The organism is Porphyromonas sp. COT-239 OH1446, from assembly GCF_000768875.1.
Lineage (GTDB): Bacteria > Bacteroidota > Bacteroidia > Bacteroidales > Porphyromonadaceae > Porphyromonas.
In genome coordinates, this window is sequence record NZ_JRAO01000036.1 from 55,476 (window position 1) to 80,248 (window position 24,773).

A 24,773-nucleotide genomic window follows, 5' to 3' on the forward strand; every position below is an offset into this window, starting at 1 on the left:
ACTAGTTTGCTTGGGTTAGGTCTATAATCTCTTCGCTCATGGGGGTTAGGTTCTCGACCCTACCCTCAGTAACGAGATAGGTATTCTCCACTCCGAGAGCTCCTATGCCTGGCAGGACGAACTTCGGCTCATAGGCAATCACCATCCCGACCTCAAGCACATCCCGACTTCTACCCATCAGAACTGGTAGCTCATTGATCTGTAGACCGATACCATGACCAACGAACTGAGCCTGCTGCTTCGTCCCCATAAAGTAGGCCTCAGCACCAGCCTCTCGCACCCTACTCAATGTCTCCTGGTAGAGGTCTGCGCACGAAGTCCCTGGGGCGGCCTGATCCATCACCTCTCGGTGCAGCTGACAGCTGAGCTCATGCAGACGGTAAGCCTCTTCGGGTAACCGTCCGACAGAGAAGGTTCGGGTAAGGTCAGAGATATAGGGGCTGTAGTTGCCAGCCATATCGACCATGACAGAGAGCCCCTCTTCGAGGAGCGTCCCATTGGCTCCGATCGGCAGAGCTAAGCAACCTTCTCCTCCCATGGCGAAGTCATAGGGCGAGGGTATCTGAGCATTGTCGCCAGCGATGAGGCTACCCATGAAGATCTCCATCGAAGCTCCATAGGTACGGAAGATCCCAATCGAACCATGGCGACGCATCAGCCGCTCAACCTCTATTTGTAGGTCAAGGTCTGTCATCCCAGCCCGATACAGCGAGGGGATCTGTGTGTAGACCTCAACGTGCCTGCGAGTAGTCTGTCGGAAGGTCTCGATCTCCAGTGGTGTTTTGATCATCCGAGCCATACGCATCATGGGGCTACAATTCGTCCACTGACACTGGGGCAGGATGCCCATCAAGCGTACAGCCTCTGTATGGCTCATCTCGTCCAGCTCTAGACCCACATGCCTCCAGGAGAGGGCCTCGTGGACGAGCTCCGGTAGCTGCTCGACCTTACGCATAGGGACGAAGTCGGGCGAGAGCTCAGGCAGGTGCTGCGGGCGACGTACGAGCAGCTTGGGCGAGCCCTCCGATGGTACGACGACGAGCCCTTGGTAGATCACCCCCGAGAGGTAGAGGGTATTGACATTGCTGGTTAGCAGTAGAGCATCCAGCCCCTCACGCTGCATCAAGAGTTGAACCCGTTCGAGGCGCAGATGGAGATCGGTAGAGAGTTGCATAGTTTTTGAAGGGTTATGGGAAGAAGGTAGGCCAAGGAAGAGCCATAGCTCTAGAGGCCGCTGAGTGGATCAAATGGGACGTTCACTTCCGAGGACGAATAGTCATGCGCAGGCCCTATCGCCTGAGCCTTGCCCTCGTTGAAGCGGCGAGACTTACGATCCTGTCGGGTCATCGAGGAGAATCGGGCAAACTCTGACCTAAAGAGCAGGCGCACATCACCCACCGAGCCATTGCGATGCTTGGCAATGATGAACTCACCCGTCCCCCTAAGATCCTCACCTGTATTGGGGTCGTTGTAGATCTTGTAATACTCTGGCCTGTGGATGAAGCAGACAATGTCCGCATCCTGTTCGATAGCCCCAGACTCACGTAGATCAGAGAGCTGCGGACGCTTACTATTGGCATCCCCCTGGCGGGTCTCGACAGAGCGGTTAAGCTGCGAGAGGGCAATGATAGGGATGCGCAGCTCTTTGGCCAGCATCTTGAGCGATCGAGAGATCATACTCACCTCTTGCTCACGGTTGCCATAGTTCATCCCACTGGCATTCATCAGCTGGAGATAGTCGATGATGATGATCCGAACCCCGTACTCACGCACTAGGCGACGAGCCTTAGTACGCAGCTCAAATATCGAGAGGCTGGGTGTGTCGTTGATATACAGTGGGGCGGACTCGAGTAAACCTAGACCATTCTTGAGACGATCCCATTCGGCATCCTTGAGTTGACCATTTTTGATCACATCGCCAGGGATCTCGGCCACGTTGCTAACGAAGCGTTTCCCGAGCTGCACATCACTCATTTCTAGGTTGAAGAGGGCCACTGGGATATTCAGGTCCACTGCCATATTCTTTGCCATGGAGACCACAAAGGCCGTCTTACCCATGGCTGGACGGGCAGCGATGATGATGAGGTCTGAGCTTTGCCAGCCCGAGGTCATGCGGTCGATCTCGCCGAAGCCAGAGGGGACACCACTGATACCAGTGCCCTCGTTGGCTGCATTCTGAATATCGCTTAGGATCTCCCTGGTCAAGAGCTTGATCGGGGAGAAGTCTTTAGAGTTCTTCTTCTGAGCTATCTCGAAGAGCTTCCCTTCGGCTCGCTGCATCTGTTCCTCGACATCCTCTTGGTCTTCAAAAGCGTCGTTGAGAACCTCAGAGGAGAAACCGATGAGTCGCCGACTCAGAGCTTTCTTCTGAATGATCGAGGCATGATATTCAAGGCTCGAGGTGGAGAGGACTTTGAAGGTCAAGCCTGTGATATAGGACTCTCCTCCTACCTCCTCCAAATGCCCTGTACGACGTAGCTCTTCGGTTACGGTGAGGAAGTCTATAGGGTGCTGGTTCATCGCCAGCGTAGACATAGCCGTGAAGATGATCTCATGCGCCTTGACATAGAATGCCTCGGGCGAGAGTAGCTCTCCCACACGGGCAAAAGCATCCTTCTCCAAAAGGATGGCCCCGAGGACAATCTCCTCAAAGTCGGGAACCTGGGGGGGCTTACGCCCATCCAGGTTCTCCACTACCGATACCCGAGCTGGTGCTTTGCGCTGAGGACGCTTGGGCTGGTTTGCAGTCATATTGTTTTCTTAGTGGGAGAGAGTTTAGTCTAGTTTCAATACGGCAAGGAATGCCTTCTGAGGTACTTCTACAGTTCCGATTTGCTTCATACGCTTCTTCCCCTCCTTCTGCTTCTCCAGCAGCTTTCTCTTACGAGAAACGTCCCCGCCGTAACACTTAGCCGTTACGTCCTTGCGCACTGCCTTAATCGTCTCACGAGCAATGATCTTACTCCCGATAGCAGCCTGGATCGCAATATCAAACTGCTGACGAGGGATGAGCTCCTTGAGCTTCTCACACATCCTACGTCCGAAGGGTACACTATTGTCGAAGTGCGTTAGGGTCGAGAGGGCATCTACGGGGTCGCCATTGAGCAGAATGTCGAGCTTGACGAGCTTGCTCGGGCGAAACTCACTGATATGGTAGTCAAAAGAAGCATAACCCTTGGAGATACTCTTGAGCTTGTCATAGAAGTCAATAACGATCTCTCCAAGAGGCAGATCAAAGAAGATTTCTATACGCTCTCCAGAGATGTACTCCTGCTTGACCAACTGACCTCGCTTTCCTAGGCATAGCGTCATAATCGGCCCAATATAGGCTGTATGGGTGATCACGCTGGCTCGGATATAGGGTTCTTCAATACGCTCTATCAGAGTCGGATCGGGTAGTCCAGAGGGATTGTGCACCTCTATACATCCACCCTTGCGGTCATAGACCTTGTACGACACGTTGGGCACTGTGGTGATCACATTCATATTGAACTCTCTATCCAAACGCTCCTGTATGATCTCCATGTGCAGCAGTCCCAGGAAGCCACAGCGGAATCCAAAGCCTAGAGCGGCAGAGCTCTCTGGCTGGAAGGTCAGAGAGGCATCGTTGAGCTGGAGCTTCTCCAGCGAGGCTCTTAGGTTCTCAAAGTCTTCACTCTCGATCGGATAGAGGCCAGCAAATACCATGGGTTTCACCTCTTCAAATCCAGCAATAGCCTCCTTCGCTCCACCTGTCCGATGGGTAATGGTATCGCCGACCTTGACCTCCTTGCTGGTCTTGATCCCCGAGATGATATAGCCTACATCGCCAGTCTTGACCTCGGCTCTAGGCTCCATATCCAGGCGGAGAACGCCGACCTCGTCGGCATCATACTCCTTGCCAGTGGCGATGAACTTAACCAAATCGCCCTTACGGATCACACCATTAACAACCTTGAAATAGGCGATAATGCCTCGGAAGGGGTTGAAGACGGAGTCAAAAATCAAGCACTGCAGAGGGGCTTCGGGATCACCCTTGGGGGGGGGAATGCGATCGACTATAGCACGCAGAATATCCTCCACACCAAGCCCTGTCTTGCCGCTTGCCCGGATGATCTCCTCTCGCTTGCAGCCCAAGAGCTCGATGATCTGATCCTCAACCTCTTCGGGCATAGCACTAGGCAGATCGACCTTATTGACTATAGGGATGATCTCGAGATCCTGCTCGAGGGCCATGTAGAGGTTAGAGATAGTCTGTGCCTGAATGCCCTGTGCGGCATCGACGATCAGCAGAGCCCCTTCGCAGGCAGCGATCGATCGGGAGACCTCATAGGAGAAGTCTACATGCCCCGGGGTATCTATGAGGTTGAGGACGTAGTCTTGCCCGTCCTGCTTATAATTCATCTGTATGGCATGGCTCTTGATCGTGATACCACGTTCACGCTCAAGATCCATGTTGTCAAGCACCTGAGCCTGCAAATCCTTGCCCGATACGGTCTGCGTTGTCTCGAGCAAACGGTCAGCCAAGGTACTCTTACCATGGTCGATATGTGCGATAATGCAAAAGTTGCGGATCTTATTCATCATGGCTGCAAAGATAACAATTAAGCAAGACTTGACTGCCATCTGAGAGCCTAGTGCCCAGGAGGGTTCGTTCGCCTCCGTCCTTGATGCCAAGGCGGCTACGCAACTCGTCGGGAGAGAGACTAAGATTGCGACAACTGATCTGAGCCCGCCCAAGGCGTTTGCCTATAGTCCTGAGTTGTGAAGCTCTTAGAGGGATGACCTCTTGACAACGAAAGCGGCGGCCTATAAACTCCGCCTTATACTCATCAGAGGTGTAGAGGTGAGCATCCGGGTGCAGAGCCTCTAGATCATAGCGAGCGGCAATACTCTTGAAGAAGCCTGACTTCATCATAGCGGGCGAGGGCTCATAGACATACTCCCCTACTACGCTCGCTATGCGCTGTGGGGCAGTAGCCTCCTCACTCCATCCCCTATGCCAGCAGAGCTCTTGCCTCTGCCCCTTGCTGTCAATCTCCACGACATATACGGGCACAGACTCTGGAGAGAGTGGAGGGATCGAGAGATCCATTAGTAGGAGTAGCTCCTTAACCTCCTGCTTTACTGAGACAATATGCAGCTCTCGGGTATGAGGAGCTTGTTGGAGGGTATGTATCAGATCGAGCATAGGAGAGAGCTTAACGAGCAACCTAGGCCGTGGGCTACCCATGCCGTCATAGAGTGGAGGCAGCCGCTCGAGCAGTTCACTCAAAGAGGGGCTACAATCCTCAATGGCATAGACACGATGCTGCCGATCCACCCCAGCCCTACGAGCTGGATCGACATAGATAAGGCTCGGGCGATGCTCTCGAACCAAGGCCTCCAGTAGCTCCATCGAGTTGCCGTGTACGATAGAGAAGCTTCCTCGTGGTAGGAGGCGGGGCAGATTGTACGAGGCCGCCTCGATGAGGGCCTCTTGCTCCTCGACGTATATCCCCCCAGCAGCCCTCTCGACGAAAGCGGAGAAATCTACGCCCAGTCCACCACTAAGCTCTAAAACTAGATCCTGACCATCGACGAAGCGTTGCTTGTAGGTCGCAGCCAATTGGCTGGAGCATTGCTCCAGGCTCAGAGACGAGGGGAGGTATACCCCCTGGCTCGCCCAATGAGGGAGCTTACGCTCTAGTGCCTTCCTCTCCTTGATTTGCAGGGCTACAGCCGAGCGCAGTGAGGGGGGGATCTGAGTACTACCCAATAAGATGCGCTCGGGAGAGAGATGTTGATACTGATCTCGATAGGCTATGATTTGTGCAATCTCTTCTGATGTCATTGTCCATTAGTCTTTTTCAGTGCTAGATGCCATCCTAGCCAAAGCGAGCAGCAGGGGTGAAGCTTATTCTCTAGGCTTGAAAAGCAGGCGAAAGGCCTCCTCTACAGTTCGAACCCCTACACAGCGAATAGCCAAAGACTTGCTCGGGGAGAAGCCCTGTAGGTTGGCCTGAGGCAAGATAATTGCCCTAAAGCCCAAACGCTCAGCCTCTACGATACGCTGCTCGATACGCCCAACGGGACGGACCTCTCCAGAGAGCCCGACCTCTCCGGTGAGGCAAACGCCCTCGGGCAGAGCAATATCTAAGCTAGAGGAGAGCACTGCAGAAATAACGGCTAAGTCGCTGGCTGGGTCATTGATCCGAATGCCCCCAGCGATGTTGAGGAAGACATCCTTTTGGACGAGCTTAAAGCCGGCCCTCTTCTCCAAGACAGCTAGAAGCATATTCATGCGCCGAGTATCATAGCCTGTGGCAGAGCGTTGAGGTGTAGCATAGATTGCCGAGCTCACTAGAGATTGGGTCTCTATGAGGAAGGGGCGCATGCCTTCCATCGCCACAGCAATGGCAATACCGCTGAGCGAAGCCCTCTCTCGGGAGATCAAGTGTTCTGAGGGGTTCTCTACCCCACGCAAGCCCTGCTGTTGCATCTCATAGATCCCCAGCTCACTGGTGCTGCCGAACCTATTCTTATTAGCCCTAAGAATGCGGTACATGTAGTGCTTATCTCCGTCGAACTGTAGCACCACGTCTACCGTATGCTCGAGGATCTTAGGGCCAGCGATGCTCCCCTCCTTGTTGATATGACCAATGAGGATAACGGGGACACTCTCCGTCTTGGAGTACTTGAGGAGGATGTTGGCACTCTCTCGTATCTGAGAGACACTGCCAGCGGAGGATTCTGAGAGCTCGGTCTGTATCGTCTGAATGGAGTCGATCACGAGTAAGTCTGGCCTCAGGCTTTTGGCCTCGTCGAGGATGCGCTCTAGATTGGTCTCGCAGTAGACGAGGCATTCAGCTGCCCCACTCCCTAGCCTCTCGGCCCTCATCTTGAGCTGCGAGGCACTCTCCTCGCCCGAGACATACAGCGTCTTTAGAGGAGATCTGAGGACTGTCTGTAGGATCAGGGTAGACTTGCCGATCCCGGGCTCTCCCCCGAGTAGGACAAAAGCTCCAGGTACTAGCCCCCCACCGAGCACACGATTGAGCTCAGGGTCTCCCAGGTCTATGCGTTGCTCTTGAGTAGTAGAGATCTCCCTGAGCTGCAGGGGTCGGGCGGAGGTAGTAGACGCAGATTGGGCATAAGAGGGGCGATTGGAGTTCACGATACGCACCTCCTCGATTACATTCCATTCTCCACATTGAGTACACTGCCCCTGCCACTTAGGATAATAGGAGCCACAGCTTTGGCAGGCGAAAGAGACCTTCTGTTTACTCATCGTCCGAACTTGGGGTCTACTTGGTCTGCGTCCGAACTAGAGGCATTGTAGAGCAGCGTAGTAGCCCACCCATCTTGGAGATCTCCTGGTAGGGAACAGTCTCTACGGCTATCCCCCACTCCTCTGTGAGATATCTATTCATACGAGTGAAGCTCTGATCACTAATCAGCCTGTCGGGGGCTAAGGAGACTACGTTGGTATTCATGTGATAAGCCTCCTCCGGCGTTACAGCAAAGAGGTTATCCCGTCCAAAGATCTCCTCCACAAGGCCCAACTGCTCGGGCACGAGGAAGCCCTCTCGATAAATCAGAGCCTTGCCTCGCCCTACGGGCTGGAAGGCGCAGTCTAGATGCAAGACACTCTGGCGAGGATCTTGGTCATGCTTGCGCAGCTCTAGGGCTATGACCTGTTTGTGGGGGAAGTGCTCACGAAGGTAATCAACTGCATAGCGATTGGTTCGAGCGGTCTTGAAAGAGGGATAATCCTCCCTGAGGTAAGAACCAACGAAGAGGATGTCATTGAAGAGCAATATATCTCCGCCCTCTGTATGCACCCTCTCGGGCAGATACTCTATGTTCGCAGAGGGTATTCTGCTGATAATAGGGTCAAAAGCTCCTGTTTCGAGCTCTCTGTCTGGGATTAGGTTAGAGACGAAGATGGTATCATCGACAACAAAGGATACATCTCTAGCAAAGACCTGGTTATAGTCCGGCAAGGGGGCTGGGCGAAGGACTTCGACGCCATTACGCTCCAGGACGGAGAGCAGGCAACCCATCTCGTACTTGACAGCTTCTTCAGTTGGGAAGAAGCCCTTGCTGACAGCTTCGTAGCTTTTGGCATCGTAGGTCTCCGATAGAGAGGGGATGCCTCCTAGGCTCTCGGGAAGGCCAAGGACAACGACTTTTAGATAATCAGTCTCGTTGCTAACGCTGGGGATGATCGGTTGTGTCATAACTCATGTATGTGATAGTATGGTGATGTACTCTAAGCTCTATAGGATATTGAGGGATTGTTCTTTGATCTGCTCGAGCTCGTCCTTCATACGCACGACAATCTGCTGCATCTCGGCATTGTTGCTCTTTGAGCCCAAGGTGTTGATCTCCCGGCCTATCTCTTGAGCAATGAAGCCGAGGGTCTTGCCCTGTGCTCCTTGAGGCAGTTCGATAACCTCCTCGAAATAATTGAGATGATGGCGCAGACGATCCTTCTCCTCATTGATGTCGAGCTTCTCGATATAGAAGATGAGCTCCTGCTCTAGTCGTCCGTTGTTGATGGCATCGACCGAGAGCTTGCCGAGAGCCTCCTCTAGACGCTGACGAATGGCTGGAATTCGCTCACTCTCTGGGGCATCGACCTGCTCAAGTAGAGAGCGAATATTCTTAATACGAGCTAGGCAGGCATCGCGAAGCATCTCTCCCTCCTGAGCACGAAAGCTCTGTAGCTGCTCGAGAGCCTTGACAATAGTGTCTCGGATCAGCCTCCATTCACGCTCGCTCAGCTCCTCAGTAGCCTTTGCCTCGGTATTGGGCACGAGGACGCCAGGCAGGCGCAGCAGGATCTCTAGACTAGGAGTTCCTAGCCCGAGAGATTGAGAGACAGGTGTGATGGTCTCAGCATAGTAGCTAAGGGCAGCTTCGTTGAGACGCTGCACCGCCAAGAGATTATCTGCTACTCCATCGTCTATAGAGAGGGTAAAGTCTACCTTACCTCGCTGTACCCGCTCAGCAATCATATTGCGGATCTCGATCTCTCTCTCTCGACAAATGGCGGGTAGGCGAACACTGGTATCTAGTTGTTTACTATTGAGCGTTTTAACAAAGACGGTAATATTCTTCCCGTCGCATTGGGCGGTAGATTTGCCCGCCCCAGTCATTGAGTAAATCATAATCTCGACTCTTCGTTGTCTTATATTTGCGAATGCAAGGTACACTTTTTTGAGCTAACAAGCAGCTAGAACGACCAGGAATAAGACAAACCATGGTCTAAAAACAAGGCTTGCCAAAGCATGATGCTCCAGCAAGCCTTAAAACGTTGAAGTAACAAAACCCATTCCCTCCCTAGAGGGAGATGATACTATCCGATTAACCGTGGATAGCTTCGGTAGGGCATACCCCTGCGCAAGCCCCGCAATCGATGCAAGTATCAGCATCAATCACATAGATAGAGCCCTCCGAGATTGCGTTTACAGGACATTCGTCGATGCAAGTGCCGCAAGCTACGCAGCTGTCAGTAATAACATGTGCCATAATTGTAGTAAGCCGTTTAAGTGATAAATCGTTTAGTGATGAATGATGCTGCAAAGGTAGTATAGTTTTTGATATATACCTAATAGTAGGTATTCTTTTTGTTACGAGATGATCTACAAAGAGAAAGCGAATGACACACAAACAGCTATAAATCAAGAATAAAAACCCTAATAAGGAAGAAAAAGAATACTAGTACAATGTAGGTATATCAACCAAGGTCCATCTAATAGGGCTATCCCCTCTATAAGCAGAGCGGAGGGGCTGCCTAGGCAATCCCTCCGCTCATATCTCTCTAGGCTCGAGGCAAAAACCCCTAGCCTACTTCTTCAGCCAGCGATCTAACCAGCCAAAGAAGGTGCGCTGCCAGAGAAGAGCATTCTGAGGGCGCAGGATCCAGTGATTTTCGTCTGGGTAAATTAGCATTTGACTGGGGATGCCTCTGAGCTGAGCGGCATTGAAAGCAGCCATCCCCTGCCCTGCCAGGATGCGGAAGTCTAGTTCGCCATGGATGACAAGCAGAGGGGTATCCCACTTATCTACGAACTTGTGAGGCGAGTTAGCGAAGGTATGCTGGGCTATCTTATTATCCTTGTCCCAGGGTGCTCCACCCATATCCCAGTTGGCAAACCACATCTCTTCTGTGGTCATGTACTGCATCTCCAGGTTGAAGATCCCTGCGTGGGCAATTAGAGCGGAGAAACGGCCCTCGTGATGTCCTGCCAGGTAGAATACCGAGTACCCACCATAGCTGGCCCCGACAGCCCCGATTCGCTTGGGGTCGATGTAACTCTCCTTCTTCATTTCGTCCACAGCCGTGAGGTAGTCTCGAATGTTTTGACCCGAATAGTCTCCACTGATCTGTTCGTTCCAGGACTTTCCGAAGCTAGGTACGCCATGGCGATTGGGAGCAATGACGATGTAGCCTTGCTCGGCCATCAAGCGAGGATTCCATCTGAAGGAGAAGTACTGACTTACCGTGCTCTGAGGCCCACCCTGACAATAGAGCAGCGAGGGGTACTTCTTGTTAGGGTCGAAGTTTGGGGGCAGAACCACCCAAACAAGCATATCACCACCGTCTGTAGTCTTCATCCAACGCTTCTCGATGGTGATAGGGCTCAGGCGATCGAGGACTTCCTTATTCTCCTGCGTGATGGGCAGGGCCTCGCCCGTCTTGATCGTTACTCGGTACAGATCGGTAGGGGCGGCCATACTCTGTCGACCTGCCAGGAGGTACTTGCCCGCAAGCTGGAGCGAGGTATAGTTGTGCTGACCTTCGGTGATCTGACGGATCTTGCGGGTCTTCAGAGGCAAGTGAAAGAGTTGGGTCTCTGCCTTGATGCAACTCAAGAAGTAGATACTCTTAGCATCGGAGGCCCACTGGGTCTCATCCACATCGCACTCGAAGCCCTCTGTGAGCCAAGTCTTCTCACCACTAGATAGATCCATCACGAAGAGGCGTTTGAGGTCGGCCTCATAACCATCACGCTCCATGCTGATCCAGGAGATGCTCTTGCCGTCGGGGGAGAATCGGGGGTGCGTGTCGTAGCCCATCATTCCCTCGGTGATGTTGCGTGTCTGTCCCGTCTCGAGGCTATAGAGGTAGATGTCCGTATTCGTCGAGAGTGAATAGGCTACCCCCTCCTTTTTGCGGGAGGAGTAAGCGATAGTCTTGCCATCAGGGCTCCAGGCCACATCACTAATATCGGCAAAGGGCTTGGTAGGGGCTTGGTAGGGCTCACCCTCGAGAATATCTAGGCTCTGAGCCACAGGCTGCTCGCCCAGCTTGGCAACGAAGATATGGGGGATGGTCTCTACCCACTCGTCCCAGTGCTTGTACATGAGGTTGTTGATGACCCGACCCGAGGCCTTGGGCAGATCAGGGTAGAGATCTACCGTGCGCTTGCCGTACTTGATCTGCTTGATGAAGGCCACCTGCGTCTCATCGGGCGAGAAGGCGTAGCTCTCGATCCCCCCCTCTATATCGGTGAGCATTCGGCGATCGCTCCCATCAGGCTTCATAGACCAGAGCTGCATGCTCCCGCTCTCGGGGCTGAGGAAGGCAATGCGTCTGCCTTGATCGATCCATTTGGGAGCGTATTCTCCGCTAGGAGTATGGGTGATCTGCTTGCGCCCTTGGCCGTCAAAGCCAACGACGAAGAGTTCGGAGCGGCTACTATTGTCCTCTATGCTGGGGAAGCTCACCGCATAGACAACCTGCTTACCATCTGGGGAGATGTCCGATGCCCCTACACGGGCCATCGTAAGCAGTATCTCGGGGGTCATGCCTTGGTGAGAAGTAGAGCTCTGTCCCAAAGCTGTCGCACTGAGTGTACTTGCCGCCAAGGTGGATAGGAGAAGGTGTTTTGCTGTCATACCTTAAATGTTATAAGTTGAAGTTTATATACCGTGCAGATGAAGTGCAAGGCGAAGTTAGCAAATATTTCTGCCTCTGTCATGCAGTTGGCTTTTCCAAGCAGCGAAGAGTCCATCAAGCCTCCACGAGAATAAGGTAAGAGATCTCGATAGAATCGTCAATAAGCTCTCAATAGAGTTACGACTGAGATCCAAGTAGGATCGCAACAGAGACTCAAATAGGATCTCCATCGAGGTCTAAGTAGGATCGCAACAGAGACCCCAATAGGATCTCCACCGAGGCCTCGTCTAGAACCTCCGTAGAGGTCTAAGTAGGAGCGAAAAATCTTATAAGTTAGTAGTGGGTAAACTGCTAACTTACAAGAAAAAATCTTATAAGTTAGTAGTCAGTGAGCGATTAACTTACAGCAAAAAATCTTATAAATGAGTAGTCTGTAGGGCTATGAGTGGAGGCCCAGGTACAGCCTCCATCGAAACCGAACAGTGATCCTGGCAGAGGCTCAGTCATCGAAGTTGTCCCTTAACCCTTGCAGACTGCGCTGCAAACCCTCTAACCCAGCTCGGCGAATGGGAGAGCCAGCGAATAAATGATCAAACTCTTCGGCTGTCATGGCCTCGAGCTTGTCTGCTGTTAGAGTACGCAGGACTTCACGCAGCTCGAAATCCTCTACAGTGGTGGGAATTGCAAAGCGATTCCAGGGGCAGCAGGTCTGACAGGCATCACAGCCGTAAACTCTACGGCCGATCTTCGCCCGAAGCTCTTCGGGCAGCTGCCCCCTCTGCTCTATAGTTAGATAGCTGATGCACCTACGGGCGTCCATCACCCCAGGGGCGATGAGAGCCCCCGTCGGGCAAGCCGAGAGGCAACGGCTACAGTTGCCACACAGTGATCGTATAGGCTCTGAAGGAGGGAGTTCGAGGGATAGCAGCAATTCGCCCAGGACAAAGAAGCTCCCAGCTCTAGGCAAGATCAATAGACCATTCTTCCCCAACCAACCGAGGCCCGCTTGTACAGCCCAGTAACGCTCCATGATAGGGGCCGAGTCGGCAAAGGCTCTACCCGTGATTTTCGGGTCGATCTGCTCCTGGACAAATCGCAGGAGCTGCTCCAGGCGTCGCTTGACAACCTTGTGGTAGTCTCGGCCATAGGCGTAGTAGGCAAACTGAGGTCGATGCGCATCGATGCGTTCACCCGGATAGTAGTTCATGGCCACAACGAGAACTGTACGAGTACCCTCTACCAACAGGCGTGGATCTCGGCGCAAATCCGTATTGCGCTCCAAGTAGCTCATCTCCCCATGATAGGCATCAGACAACCAGCGATCATAGCCCTCGGCCAATGCTCTCGGGACAGCATCGGCCTGGGCAAAGCCACAAGCAGAGAAGCCGAGGCGGTAGGCCTCGGCTCTGATCATATCTGCCTGTTCCAGTGGAGAGAGATCTCGCTGCATCCCGATCCGACTAAGGAGCTCGGTGCACCCAAGCACCCCGATGGTGTGGGGCTTGAGCGATCAGGCTTCGGAGGAAGTCTCGTGCCTCTGCATACGTTTCGAATGAGGCCGCAGACACACGAAATACTCGTTCGTTTAGAAGAATATGGGGACTGGGGAGGATCTCCTCCTGCATAGCCTCAGCATGGTATTGCTCGGCAATATCAGTCCTTCGGCTCGAGGCGACGATCACATAGTAGCATCCCGAGATGGGCTCGATCCATGGATCTTCGACGGAGGTTGAGAGGGCTTGCTCCTCGGGGGTAGGCATGGCCTCTTCTGTCTGTGCGGGAAGGATGCTCGAGATGATCTCTGGTAAGCGGATCTCCGTAGAGGGGACAATGGTGGCCTTGAAGCTAGGCTCTGCCTTCTCCTGCGAATTGCTCCCTCCCCACCACAGTGGTACTGCTACAAGAATAGCTATCAGCAGGACGGCAGCCGAAGAGATCAGGCGGCGAGGGATGTTGATCGTAAAGTATCGCCCATCATTCAGCGTAGGCTGAGCCTCTCTCTCAAGAGGAGGTGTTTGAGGGGAGAGGGAGGCACAACTCAAGCCATAGGCATCTCGATCGAAGCCCCTCTCTACCGTAGGGACGAAAGAGAGATTAGCGGCAGCATCCAGGTTGAGTATTCCTAGCCCTTGGAGCTCATAGCGACCCCATCGGAGCAGAGCCTGGCGTAGACGAGCGACATCCTCATCAAGCAAGATCCTGGCACGCCTGAGCGAGAGCCCGTAGACTCGAGCATAGCACTCGGCGATCAGGCCATCATGATGCGAGAGAGCGGGTTGGAAGCGCACCTTCGTCGTAGGAGGTGTAGCAAGACCAGTCCGAGGATCATAGCTCGCTGGGAGAGATTCCAATACGAAGCCCCCCAAGGCAGGCACAACAGCGCAGGTGTGCTGGCGCAGCACCTGCCCGATATGTAAAGCTAATCTATTGTCCACGAAGAAGCATTAACTAAGAGTTCTGCGACACAAAATTAATGATTTCCATTGGTTGCAGCAGTATCGACAACCATCATCTCCTCGAGCGAATATTCCACCCCTATAGCGATGAAGTGGGTCTAGGAGCAGAGGAGTATAGCCAGGCAAACACTCCCGTCCGAAGAGATGTTCAAGAATCTTGAGGCGTACTTCCCTTGGCTAGAGAGGGCTAGGTTCGATGTGTATAACTTTTGTTCTTCTGAAGCGAGGTTTCGGTAAACAAAAGGGCTATTTTTGCCCCTAGGATTTCTCCCTCGAGAAGGAGGCTTCTCCTTTGTAGGTATGAGGATGGGATAGGGCCTTTATTATTCCGTTACACAATCAATAACAATCACATCTATGGATTCTTTACAAATCATCAAAAGAGACGGGAGCGTGCAGGAATTCAATGCAGATAAGATCCTCAATGCTCTAGTCAAGGCCTTTAGGGCAGGCGATGAACAGCCCGATATACAGAAGCTTGGGCAGATAGTTCAGGTCGTTAAAGACACAGTCTCCGAAAGAGAAGGGAAACGAATTGCTGTCGAAGAGATCCAAGACATCGTCGAGAGGGAGCTAATGAAGTATAGTCCCGAGATTGCCAAGCGTTATATCATTTATCGAGAATGGCGCACCGTCGAGAGAGAGAAGCGCACCAGTCTCAAGCATACTATGGACGGCATTGTTACGATTGAGAAGAATGATACCAACCTCAGCAATGCTAATATGAGTGCCTACACCCCGGCTGGGCAAATGATGACCTTTGCCTCCGAGGTAACCAAAGATTATGCGACTAAATATCTCCTATCGCCCAGCTATGCTCGTGCACATGCGCAGGGAGATATCCATATTCACGACTTAGACTATTATCCCACCAAGACAGCTACTTGCGTGCAGTACGATCTAGCTGATCTATTCGAGCGGGGTTTCCGCACCAAAAATGGCAGTATCCGTACACCGCAGAATATTCAGAGCTATGCCACGCTAGCAACTATTGTCTTTCAGACCAATCAGAATGAGCAGCATGGTGGTCAGTCCATCCCAGCCTTTGACTTTTTCATGGCTCCAGGGGTACGTAAGTCTTTTCATCGGCATTTGGCAGATCGATTGATCTTCCTGCTTCAGTTCAATGGGGATCTAGAGCTCAAGGATCAATCCGAGCTGAGCAAACGACTCGTCCAACAATTCGAGAGTGCTCAGATCGAATTGGGTTACTCTCGGGCTCTAGCAGAACGACTACAGGGCATCCTAGTAGACAGTGGTATTGACCTACCTACCGACAAACTCGAGTGTGTGCTCAGCACTGTTTACGACCGCACTCGCAAGGATACCCACCAAGCTATGGAAGGCTTCATCCACAACCTCAATACGATGCATTCCCGTGGGGGGAACCAAGTTGTCTTTAGCTCTATCAATTATGGGACAGACGTTTCTCCCGAAGGACGTATGGTGATCGAGGAGCTTCTCAAATCCACCGTTGAGGGATTGGGTAAGGGAGAGATCCCGATCTTCCCCATTCAGATCTTCAAGGTTAAGGACGGGGTAAACTATAGCCAAGCAGACTACGAGCGGGCTATGGAGGACTTCGATGCTGCCCTCCAGGGACGAGTTCAATTCGAGACCCCCAACTTTGACCTCCTCTTGGCCGCTTGCCGCACGACCTCTCATGCCCTCTTCCCCAACTTCGTTTTCCTTGACACGGACTATAACAAGCACGAGAAGTGGATGCCCAACGATCCTAAGCGTTACCTCTACGAAGTGGCTACGATGGGTTGCCGTACGCGTGTCTTCGACAACATCAATGGGGAGAAAACCTCAGTCGGCAGAGGCAATCTATCCTTCACCACGATCAATATGCCTCGTTTAGCCATAGAGGCTATGCGCTATGCCGAGAGCGAATTACCTGGGGCAGACAAGCATCAGCGTCGCAGTCTAGCTATCGCGCACTTCCTGGAGCAGTTACGAGCTCGGGCCGAAATGGTCGCCGAGCAGCTTTATGAGCGTTATTCGTACCAGCGTAAAGCATTGGCGAGACAGTTCCCCTTCATGCTTGGTAACGACGTTTGGAAGGGCGGAGCACGCCTCTCGCCAAACGAAGAGGTGGGAGACGTTTGGAAGAGTGGTACGCTCGGCATTGGCTTTATCGGAGGACATAATGCCATGGTCGCACTCTACGGCGAGGGACATGGCACGAACCAGGATGCATGGCAAACTCTATATCAAGCTGTTAGTGTTCTCAACGAAGTGGCAAGCCGCTACAAAGAGAAGTACAAGCTCAACTACTCTGTCCTGGCCACACCTGCAGAGGGACTTTCGGGTCGATTTACCCGCATTGATCGTAAGAAGTATGGCGTGATCCCAGGGGTGAATGACCTAGACTACTATGTCAATTCCTTCCATGTGGATGTACGAGAGCCTATTGGGATGTTCGAGAAGATCAAACGTGAAGCCCCCTTCCACACCATTACAGGCGGTGGGCATATCACCTACGTAGAGCTAGATGGAGAGGCAAAGAAGAATGTCTCTGTTATCCTCAAACTTGTCAAGACGATGCACGATGAGCAGATCGGTTATGGCTCTATTAATCATCCCGTAGATACCTGTAACAGCTGCGGCTATCGAGGTGTCATCTACGACAAATGCCCTGTATGTAAGAGCGAGCGTATCTCTCGCCTCAGACGCATCACAGGCTACCTCACAGGCAGCCTCGACAGCTGGAATAGTGCTAAGCAGGCAGAAGAGCGAGATCGAGTAAAGCATCATTAGCCCCTCTGAGGTTTGGCAGTGATGAGATTGCTCAATGTATATAAGGAGACGATCACCGATGGCCCAGGGCTAAGGTACTCGATCTACCTGTCGGGATGTTCGCATCATTGCCCAGGCTGTCATAACCCAGAGAGTTGGGATCCCCTCGCCGGGATCCCACTCTCTGATGCTGTATTGAACGATATTATTCGGGAGATCCGAGCCAATCCCCTCCTCGATGGGATTACGGTCTCCGGAGGCGACCCCTTCTATAACCCTCAGGAGCTTTACCCTCTGCTGCGCAGGCTCAAGGAAGAGACCAAGCTCAACCTTTGGTGTTATACGGGCTACACAATCGAGTATATCCTCTCACACGAGGATATGGCACGATCGTTGGCCTACATTGATGTGCTTGTCGATGGACGATTTGTGCAAAGCCTTGCTGACCCTCACCTACGCTTTCGCGGGAGTAGCAACCAGAGACTGATCCGAATACCTCACGATAGAGCGATCACGATGGAGACCATATCTCTGATGGAGTAACTCAGCCTCTTTTGTCCTTCGAGCTTCGGGCGGAGAGGAGCTCCCTACCCCAGCGACAGAAGAGACATTTGCGGGGTAAACAGTAGGATGTGCGTAGCTCGATCATCCCTTGACTCCCTAACGCATTTGCAGCGTGAATACCCTCTTGATCGAAGAGTCGTGTATGCCTATTGCTCTCAGGCGGGAGCTCCTCTAGAGAATGGCGAGCAACCTCGAAGCTAGGCACTTGTCCTGTCCGTCGTGCATACTCGATCTGATAGGGGACGATCACATTGATAAAGAGCATTGAGAGGCTTTGCTTTCCTAGGCGTAGGCTTGGGCTGCTCTCTTGGTCTGAGGATGAGCCTCGCCTAGAGGGCTTGTGGAGAGAGAGTAGCCTCGAAAGCTGATCTATATCCCTTATGTACAAACACTCCTGGGCTAGATCTCTATGAAGATGAAAGATGCTGGCCAACTGTAATAACCTCGAGAGAGGTTGGTTGGCGGGGCGGATCTTTGCTCGAAGCCAACGCCTCGCATCTATTGGGCGAAGGCCATAGTCCTGTCTCAGTCTGGCATATTCCCTCACAAGCTGCCGCCTACGATCATCATCCAAGACCTCATCCAATAGCCCTGCCTGCCCCAGGAGAGCAGCCTCTAGGGCCACGAGGCGATCTTGCTCGGCCTCTACCACCCTATAGGGCAAAGAGCGAGCCAGGGCCTCCATCGTGTCATTGTTGAGGCTGAAGCCGAAGTATCGCATCAGGAGCAGGTAACCAACCTCTCGAGGATCGGAATAGCTCTGATAGAGCTCTGCAATCTGCTCTACCCTACGCTCCATACGCTCTAGAGCTAGACTATGAAGCCACTCCCGAATAGAATGTTCCGAAACTCTCCCCAGCAGAGGAGAGCAAGGGAGCAGACTACTGGAGGCGACAAGATACTCGGCTCGCTCCCTCAGCTCCTCGGGAACGCCTATTACGCAGGTTGGTAGACGCCTGCCTCCTTGATCCGTAGTACTAGTATCTGCATATTCTACGACATGGAGGATAACCGATCGGTACAGAGGGTCTCGATGGTGTCCGTGCTCGAACCATTGTCCAGCCGAACGATGCACCTCCACATCCCCTACCCAAAGTATATTATTGATCTTAACCTTGGCGTTGAAGAAGTCTGGCCCTGCATGGACGTTATGCGTCCCTGGATCTATCACCTCTATGGTTGCAGGGGCTGCCTCCCCTACTAGATCTAGAGAGGTGTACTGGCGAGAGGCCCAAAGATAATGCAGGAAAGTCTCCATCGAGCTGATTTATTTCGTCGAAGAAGACACCCTCTGAGCGTGCAATGGCACGCCTAGGGGGTGTCTTCTTTGTGTTGATCTGCGGCCCAGCAGTGTGCCCTGGTCGAGATCATTCTTGCTTAGTCATACTTCTTGTTGAAGCGAATAGAGGCTTCGTTCATGAAAGTCTTAATCCGCTGCTCTTCGTCTCTTTTACAGATGAGCAACACTCCGTCCGACTGGGCAATGATACTATCGTTGAGTCCCTGGACTACGACAAGCATATTGGGGTCGTCCATGCTGACGAGGTTGCCCTCTGCTTCGTAGAAGGCGGCCTGGCTGTGCAGGACGACATTGCTCTGCTCGTCATGCTCCTTGAGCTCGTAGAGCGAGCCCCAGGTACCAAGGTCTGCCCAGCCGAAGTCTACTGGTAGGACGGAAACGTTGTGCGCCTTCTCCATGACCCCATAGTCTATAGAGATGCTGGGACACTGAGGGAAGTGCTCCTGGATGAAGTCATGCTCCTTGTCTGTGGTGAAGAGTCCGACACCCTGGTCGAAGATAGCAACGACCTCCGCAAGATGCTCTCTAAAGGCTGCCATGATGCTGCGGATGTTCCAAACGAACATCCCACTATTCCAAAGGAAGTCGCCACTGTCGAGGAATACCTGGGCCATCTCTCTGTCAGGCTTCTCGGTGAAAGTGCGGACACGACAGATCCCTTCGGGGCAAGCCCCCTCCTCAAGGTTCATTTGGATGTACCCATAGCCCGTCTCGGGTCTAGAGGGCCGAATACCCAGGGTAACAAGCTCGTCATGCTGACGGACAAAATCCAAGGCTTTGCGCAAAGAGACCTCAAAAGCAGCCTCGTCGAGGATCAGATGATCCGATGGGCTCACGACTATACGAGCCTCGGGGTCAATGGCCTGGATATGATAACAAGCATAAGCTATACAAGGGGCTGTATTTCGACGCATAGGTTCGAGCAAGACCTGACGCTCAGCAATCTGAGGCAGCTGCTCCAACACCTGTATTTTGTAAGCTTCGTTGGTAACGACGAAGATGTTCTGCTCGGGAATAAATCGAGCAAACCGATCGAAAGTCATCTGCAGCAGCGAACGCCCAGTACCAAATATGTCAAGAAACTGCTTAGGTTTGCTGTCTCTGCTGGCCGGCCAGAATCTACTTCCGATCCCTCCGCCCATGATAATGCAGTAGGTGTTTTGTGCCATAGCGCAATTCGTTTATATTTATATAAAAGACCACACCAAAGATAAACCATATTTATTTACCAGCAAGACTTTAGAGACAGAAAAGGTTAAAAATATATTCAAAACCGATTCCTCAACATCAGATCTTCGCTAGAGAAATTGACTCAATTTGAATGATTATCAATATTATTGCTAATAAGGATCTAATCAATTAGCATTAACAAAAGCTTGATCATAATAGCTCTTGCGTGAAGTCAATGATGCTCGGATTCCTTTACTTTTCAGATCAGACTCCTTCGCTGCATGCCGAATAAGGCCTCTAATTTAGACTCAAATAGTTTCGACGACAAACTCCTATCGAATGTTCTCTAGAAGGGCTAAGTAGGATCTCATTCGAGGCTTAGATAGGAGTTCGATCGAGGTTTAAATAGGAATTCGATCGAGATCCTACTTGGATCGTAATAGAGACATATATAGCCATAACAAATCTATATCATGGTGTGAATTAAGCTAAGTTTTCTTGCAAACCAGAATTAATCACTTTAGCCCATTCTAATCGCAACAATATGTACGACACTGAGTCCTGGTTTAGAAATCATTGTTGTGGCTTCCCAAGGCTGTATATACCCGCTGTTATTGGTATCGATACCAGAATATTGATCAGATAGTTCGAGACACACTAGACCTATCCAGAGGCAAGGTCTTATCTTGGAATAAAAGCTTCGTTCTTTGTAGAGAGATAGCGTAAGCCCGACGCTTTTTCGTACTTTTGTACTGGCCTCTCCTTCGGTAGATAGACTGGCTAACAAGCAATCACAGAATATTTCAATGGCAGATCATTATATCGTCTCAGCACGCAAGTATCGCCCCGATAGCTTTGCCTCCATCGTGGGGCAGGGGGCTATGTCTACAACCCTTAGGAGTGCAGTCCTCTCGCGCAAGATGGCACATGCCTACCTCTTCTGTGGCCCTCGAGGTGTGGGCAAGACGACGGCCGCCCGAGTGCTAGCCAAGACGATCAACTGTACTCGTCTCAGCCTCGAGGCAGAGGCGTGCAATGAGTGCGAGAGCTGTCGAGCCTTCAATGAGCAGCGTTCGTTCAATATTTTTGAGCTAGATGCTGCCTCCAACAATTCCGTAGAAGATATCCGCACCCTGACAGAGCAAGTGGCCATGCCTCCTGCTCTAGGCCGATACAAAGTGTATATCATCGACGAGGTACACATGCTTTCGGCGGCAGCCTTCAATGCCTTCCTCAAGACCCTCGAAGAGCCTCCCAGCTATGCGATCTTCATCCTAGCTACCACTGAGAAGCATAAAATCCTGCCGACAATTCTCTCCCGATGTCAAATCTACGACTTCAAGCGCATTACCGTTGGGGATATTGCTCGGCATCTGAGCTACGTCGCCCAAAGTGAGGGAATCGAAGCTGAGCCCTCAGCCCTAGACCTGATCGCCGAAAAAGCCGATGGAGGGATGCGCGATGCCCTCTCGATGTTTGACCGAGTGGCAAGCTTCTCAGAGGGGCATATCACCCATGCCAAGGCCCTTGACTGTCTAAATATCCTCGATCATAGCTACTTCATCCGTATCTTGGAGTGTCTGCTCTCTCGAGACCACCGCTCTCTGCTCTTGATCCTCGACGAGATCCTCGGCCGAGGCTTCGATGGGCAATTGGTCATTGGAGGGCTAGCCTCCTTCTGCCGAGATCTATTGGTCGCTCAGCATCCCGACACCCTTAAGCTACTCGAGAAGCCCAGTAGCGTCCTCCTCCAATACCAATCCCTTGCGCAGCGGTGCTCCCCAGCGATGCTCTTTGCAGGCATTAAGGCTCTTGTACAATGCGATCAGCAGTACCGAGCAGCTACGAACAAAAGGCTGCTGATAGAGCTTACCCTACTGACCCTCATCTCGACTTTTGCACCGAACGCAGCCGAGCAGCAACCCAAGGCGGCAGCCTCTGTCTCCACACCCCAAGCCTCGAGGTCAGTCAGCCCGATGCCGCAGCCGAAGGCGGGCAATCCTACCCATAACGTACAGGGTGTTCCTCACAGAGAACCCGAGAGTGAGGCCTCGAGCACACCCTCTACAGCCTCTGAAGTAGAGCAACAGACTGCCGAAAAGGAGGAGATCCTAGAGACGCCACCTCGAGTGGCTATGCCCATCACGGCACAGGAGGAGGATGCCCGACGTGGACGAGAACGATTTCGAGGGATTAGGCGCAGGCCTACAGCCACCGCACAGGCCTTGGGGGCGAATGCTCCAGCGGATAACCCCTCGGAGGCCGAGACCGACGAGCGAGAGCCCATAGTCGAGGAGGCCCTACAGCGTGCCTGGATCTACTTCGCCGAGCATGAGCTGCCCCAGGAGGAGATCTTTGTACGCAAGACGATGCTTGGTGAGCTCCCAACGCTCATCGAGCCCGACGTGGCTGTGGTGCGACTTACCCCTTCGACAGCAATCATTGACCCCATTGTCGAGCTGCAGCCCCGGCTCATCCATTCGCTTCGCAAGCAGCTGCACAACGGGGCTCTAGAGCTACGTATCGAGTCCAAAGAGCAGCAGAGCATGCAGGTGGTCCTCAGTGAGGAGGCCCGCCTCGAACAGATGGAGCAGGAGAACCCTGCCCTCGGACAGCTGCGAGAGCGACTGAATTTACGCCTCATACGTTAACTTCCCTTATTCTCATCTCCACGCTACGACTATGCTTACCCTACTCTCCCCAGCCAAGACCTTTGCCTCTGCGAGCAAGCTGCCTCAGATCCCCACAGAGCTGAGCGAGCCGCTCCTCATCAAACAGTCTCGCCCAATCGTCTCCGAAGCTCTATCCATGAAGGCGGAGGAGCTCGGACGAGCTCTACATATCAGCCCCAAACTAGCTCTAGAGGCTCATCGGCACTGGCAGAACTTCGTCGATCCTTCGATTTCGGGGGCAGCGGCTGCGCTGATGTACTCGGGGATGGTCTTTCGGAAGCTCGGGGCTAAGACCTTCGACCGAGAGCAGTGGGAGTATGCCTGCGAATGTCTGCGCTTCACCTCTTTCGTCTATGGGCTACTGCGCCCAAACGATGAGATCAAACCCTATCGTATGGAGGGTAATGTATGGCTCGAGAGGGAGCGAAAGAGTGTCTTCGAATACTGGCGAGATGACCTCACCCGAATGCTTATCGACGAGGTGCAGCAACGTGGTGGGGTGCTATGCTTCCTGGCAAGCGAGGAGATGAAGCAGCTCTTCCACTGGAGAGCTGTAGAGGAGGCTGTGCAGGTGATTAGCCCGACCTTCCTCACCCGCCAACCTGACGGTTCGACGAAGCAAATCGTTATCTATACGAAGATGGCACGAGGACTGATGGCTCGCTCGATCATCCTCTCTCGCATCGAAGATCCCGAAGCTCTGCGCCATTTGAGCCCCGAGGGCTTCCTCTACTGCCCCGACCACTCCTCTCAGTCGGAGCTCGTCTATCTGATGGACTAGTGCCTACCCCTGCCCCAGCCTTGGCCCTGCACTGAGTGAAACCTACTACTCTCGCTCATCAATCAAACCTGACAAATAAGTCTAAGTATATGAAGTCCTCCTCTACCCCCCTCTGGAGCAAGTTATCTGCCATCTGCCTCCTAGTCCTAGGCGTCTACGCCTGTGGGGTGCAACCTGCGCCATCACCCCTATTGGTCATGAGCTTCAACATTCGCTATGACAATCCGGATGATGCGCCGAACGATTGGACACACCGCAAGGACTCGCTCGCTGCGCTGATCAGGACGTATAGCCCCGATCTCCTGGGGACGCAAGAGGTGCTACACCAGCAGCTCACAGATCTCAAGGAGCGACTACCCGAGTACGAAGCCTATGGAGTTGGGCGGTTGGATGGTCGCCAGCAGGGCGAATACGCTGCTATACTGTATCGAAGGGATCGCTTCTCTGTCGAGGATGCGGGGTACTTTTGGCTTAGCGACCAACCCGAGGTTGCAGGGTCTATGGGCTGGGATGCTGCATGCGAACGAATTGCCACTTGGCTCATCCTACAGGACGAGAAGACCTCTCGACGGATTTTCCTGCTCAACACCCACCTAGATCATGTCGGAGGAGAGGCTCGCAAACGTTCGGCCGAGCTCATCAAGTCTAGGCTCAATCGTCTGGCGCAGGGCCTACCCGTGATCGTGATGGGAGACTTCAACGCAGCTCCGACAGACCCGGTCTATCGGATGATGACCGACGAGACCGATCCCCTGAGCCTAAGAGATACGAGACTCGAGGTCAAGCAGCCCGAGGGCGAGGAGGGCACTTTTCACAACTTCGCTCGCCTTGTAGCAAGCGATCGCCCCCGAATTGACTATATTCTAAAGAATCAATACCTAGAGACACTACACCAAGAGCACATCGCAACGGACAGAGGAGCAGTGTGTCTGAGCGACCACCATGCCGTCCTGGCCTGTTTGATCTATAGATAGAGGGGGTAGCAAGCCTCCCCCCTCGAGAGCCACTTCTATAGAGCTCACCCCTACTCACTCTCCGTCCCCTCTCCACACACTGCCATAGAGCCTCAAGAGAGATATAGATAAGATTTCAATGGAGACTCAAATAGGATCGAAGATGAGACTCAAATAGGATCTCGGTCGAGATCCTATCGGGAGCTCAGGGCAAGCCCTGCCGAGAGCTCAACAAAAGGCCCAGGAGCGTCTCGATGGAGGATGCG

General features: G+C 52.7%; 18 protein-coding genes. 5 read left to right on the forward strand and 13 right to left on the reverse strand.

Going from position 1 to position 24,773, the window contains the following annotated elements; translation table 11 throughout:
* Window position 1: 1 nt before the first annotated feature.
* From HQ37_RS07745 to HQ37_RS08135, 11 genes are all read right to left on the reverse strand, one after another.
* Window positions 2–1,174 (reverse strand): Xaa-Pro peptidase family protein, encoded by a 1,173-nt coding sequence (locus HQ37_RS07745; protein ID WP_036882147.1) that lies wholly within the window; start codon window positions 1,172–1,174, stop codon window positions 2–4.
* 50 nt (window positions 1,175–1,224) lie between these two features.
* Window positions 1,225–2,751 carry a replicative DNA helicase gene (dnaB, locus tag HQ37_RS07750; RefSeq protein ID WP_081951820.1) on the reverse strand — a complete coding sequence of 509 codons (1,527 nt, stop codon included), beginning with the start codon at window positions 2,749–2,751 and terminating at the stop codon, window positions 1,225–1,227.
* Between the two features lie 24 nt (window positions 2,752–2,775).
* The gene (gene lepA / locus HQ37_RS07755) at window positions 2,776–4,563 is read right to left on the reverse strand and encodes a translation elongation factor 4 (protein ID WP_036882151.1); all 1,788 of its coding nucleotides are present in this window, start codon (window positions 4,561–4,563) and stop codon (window positions 2,776–2,778) included.
* Window positions 4,556–5,812: a hypothetical protein gene (locus tag HQ37_RS07760; protein ID WP_036882152.1), complete on the reverse strand. Its 1,257-nt coding sequence runs from the start codon at window positions 5,810–5,812 to the stop codon at window positions 4,556–4,558. Before HQ37_RS07760 ends, lepA begins: the two co-directional genes overlap by 8 nt.
* Window positions 5,813–5,875: 63 nt before the next feature.
* Complete coding sequence (radA, locus tag HQ37_RS07765; RefSeq protein ID WP_036882153.1) at window positions 5,876–7,249, reverse strand: DNA repair protein RadA; 1,374 nt, start codon at window positions 7,247–7,249, stop codon at window positions 5,876–5,878.
* 16 nt (window positions 7,250–7,265) lie between these two features.
* Window positions 7,266–8,201 carry a dimethylarginine dimethylaminohydrolase family protein gene (locus HQ37_RS07770; RefSeq protein WP_036882154.1) on the reverse strand — a complete coding sequence of 312 codons (936 nt, stop codon included), beginning with the start codon at window positions 8,199–8,201 and terminating at the stop codon, window positions 7,266–7,268.
* A gap of 39 nt (window positions 8,202–8,240) precedes the next feature.
* Window positions 8,241–9,134 (reverse strand): YicC/YloC family endoribonuclease, encoded by an 894-nt coding sequence (locus HQ37_RS07775; protein WP_036882159.1) that lies wholly within the window; start codon window positions 9,132–9,134, stop codon window positions 8,241–8,243.
* 196 nt (window positions 9,135–9,330) lie between these two features.
* Window positions 9,331–9,495, reverse strand: coding sequence for a DUF362 domain-containing protein (locus HQ37_RS08255; RefSeq protein ID WP_081951821.1), 165 nt, complete (start codon window positions 9,493–9,495; stop codon window positions 9,331–9,333).
* Between the two features lie 318 nt (window positions 9,496–9,813).
* Window positions 9,814–11,868, reverse strand: a complete 2,055-nt coding sequence (locus HQ37_RS07780; protein WP_081951822.1) for a S9 family peptidase — start codon at window positions 11,866–11,868, stop codon at window positions 9,814–9,816.
* Between the two features lie 500 nt (window positions 11,869–12,368).
* Window positions 12,369–13,283: a tRNA epoxyqueuosine(34) reductase QueG gene (gene queG, locus HQ37_RS07785; RefSeq protein ID WP_235264652.1), complete on the reverse strand. Its 915-nt coding sequence runs from the start codon at window positions 13,281–13,283 to the stop codon at window positions 12,369–12,371.
* 46 nt (window positions 13,284–13,329) lie between these two features.
* Window positions 13,330–14,304, reverse strand: a complete 975-nt coding sequence (locus HQ37_RS08135) for a hypothetical protein (protein ID WP_152566825.1) — start codon at window positions 14,302–14,304, stop codon at window positions 13,330–13,332.
* A gap of 378 nt (window positions 14,305–14,682) precedes the next feature.
* Between HQ37_RS08135 and HQ37_RS07795 the strand changes: the two genes are divergently transcribed.
* A complete protein-coding gene (locus HQ37_RS07795) occupies window positions 14,683–17,088 on the forward strand; it encodes an anaerobic ribonucleoside triphosphate reductase (protein ID WP_036882167.1) in 2,406 nt (801 codons plus the stop codon).
* A 21-nt stretch (window positions 17,089–17,109) separates the two neighbouring features.
* Window positions 17,110–17,610, forward strand: coding sequence for an anaerobic ribonucleoside-triphosphate reductase activating protein (gene nrdG / locus HQ37_RS07800; RefSeq protein WP_036882169.1), 501 nt, complete (start codon window positions 17,110–17,112; stop codon window positions 17,608–17,610).
* A gap of 1 nt (window position 17,611) precedes the next feature.
* On the opposite strand, the gene HQ37_RS07805 is transcribed toward nrdG, so the two are convergent.
* On the reverse strand, window positions 17,612–18,889 hold the full coding sequence (locus HQ37_RS07805) for a DUF2851 family protein (protein WP_036882172.1): 1,278 nt from the start codon (window positions 18,887–18,889) through the stop codon (window positions 17,612–17,614).
* A gap of 119 nt (window positions 18,890–19,008) precedes the next feature.
* Window positions 19,009–20,100, reverse strand: a complete 1,092-nt coding sequence (locus HQ37_RS07810) for a mannose-1-phosphate guanylyltransferase (RefSeq protein WP_036882175.1) — start codon at window positions 20,098–20,100, stop codon at window positions 19,009–19,011.
* Window positions 20,101–20,907: 807 nt separating this feature from the next.
* On the opposite strand from HQ37_RS07810, the gene HQ37_RS07815 reads away from it, so the two are divergent.
* From HQ37_RS07815 to HQ37_RS07825, 3 genes are all read left to right on the forward strand, one after another.
* On the forward strand, window positions 20,908–22,752 hold the full coding sequence (locus HQ37_RS07815; RefSeq protein WP_036882177.1) for a DNA polymerase III subunit gamma/tau: 1,845 nt from the start codon (window positions 20,908–20,910) through the stop codon (window positions 22,750–22,752).
* A 31-nt stretch (window positions 22,753–22,783) separates the two neighbouring features.
* Window positions 22,784–23,554 (forward strand): YaaA family protein, encoded by a 771-nt coding sequence (locus HQ37_RS07820; protein WP_036882180.1) that lies wholly within the window; start codon window positions 22,784–22,786, stop codon window positions 23,552–23,554.
* A gap of 89 nt (window positions 23,555–23,643) precedes the next feature.
* Window positions 23,644–24,528 (forward strand): endonuclease/exonuclease/phosphatase family protein, encoded by an 885-nt coding sequence (locus tag HQ37_RS07825; protein ID WP_052080865.1) that lies wholly within the window; start codon window positions 23,644–23,646, stop codon window positions 24,526–24,528.
* The last annotated feature ends 245 nt before the right edge of the window (window positions 24,529–24,773 follow it).

Coding starts and splice junctions, on each gene's coding strand:
- HQ37_RS07825 (WP_052080865.1), top strand. CDS start 23,644: ATGAAGTCCTCCTCTACCCCCCTCTGGAGCAAGTTATCTGCCATCTGC.
- radA (WP_036882153.1), bottom strand. CDS start 7,249: ATGAGTAAACAGAAGGTCTCTTTCGCCTGCCAAAGCTGTGGCTCCTAT.
- HQ37_RS07810 (WP_036882175.1), bottom strand. CDS start 20,100: ATGGCACAAAACACCTACTGCATTATCATGGGCGGAGGGATCGGAAGT.
- HQ37_RS07805 (WP_036882172.1), bottom strand. CDS start 18,889: ATGGAGACTTTCCTGCATTATCTTTGGGCCTCTCGCCAGTACACCTCT.
- lepA (WP_036882151.1), bottom strand. CDS start 4,563: ATGAATAAGATCCGCAACTTTTGCATTATCGCACATATCGACCATGGT.
- HQ37_RS07775 (WP_036882159.1), bottom strand. CDS start 9,134: ATGATTTACTCAATGACTGGGGCGGGCAAATCTACCGCCCAATGCGAC.
- HQ37_RS07770 (WP_036882154.1), bottom strand. CDS start 8,201: ATGACACAACCGATCATCCCCAGCGTTAGCAACGAGACTGATTATCTA.
- queG (WP_235264652.1), bottom strand. CDS start 13,283: ATGATCAGAGCCGAGGCCTACCGCCTCGGCTTCTCTGCTTGTGGCTTT.
- nrdG (WP_036882169.1), top strand. CDS start 17,110: ATGAGATTGCTCAATGTATATAAGGAGACGATCACCGATGGCCCAGGG.
- HQ37_RS07745 (WP_036882147.1), bottom strand. CDS start 1,174: ATGCAACTCTCTACCGATCTCCATCTGCGCCTCGAACGGGTTCAACTC.
- HQ37_RS08255 (WP_081951821.1), bottom strand. CDS start 9,495: ATGGCACATGTTATTACTGACAGCTGCGTAGCTTGCGGCACTTGCATC.
- HQ37_RS07815 (WP_036882177.1), top strand. CDS start 20,908: ATGGCAGATCATTATATCGTCTCAGCACGCAAGTATCGCCCCGATAGC.
- HQ37_RS07760 (WP_036882152.1), bottom strand. CDS start 5,812: ATGACATCAGAAGAGATTGCACAAATCATAGCCTATCGAGATCAGTAT.
- dnaB (WP_081951820.1), bottom strand. CDS start 2,751: ATGACTGCAAACCAGCCCAAGCGTCCTCAGCGCAAAGCACCAGCTCGG.
- HQ37_RS07795 (WP_036882167.1), top strand. CDS start 14,683: ATGGATTCTTTACAAATCATCAAAAGAGACGGGAGCGTGCAGGAATTC.
- HQ37_RS07820 (WP_036882180.1), top strand. CDS start 22,784: ATGCTTACCCTACTCTCCCCAGCCAAGACCTTTGCCTCTGCGAGCAAG.
- HQ37_RS07780 (WP_081951822.1), bottom strand. CDS start 11,868: ATGACAGCAAAACACCTTCTCCTATCCACCTTGGCGGCAAGTACACTC.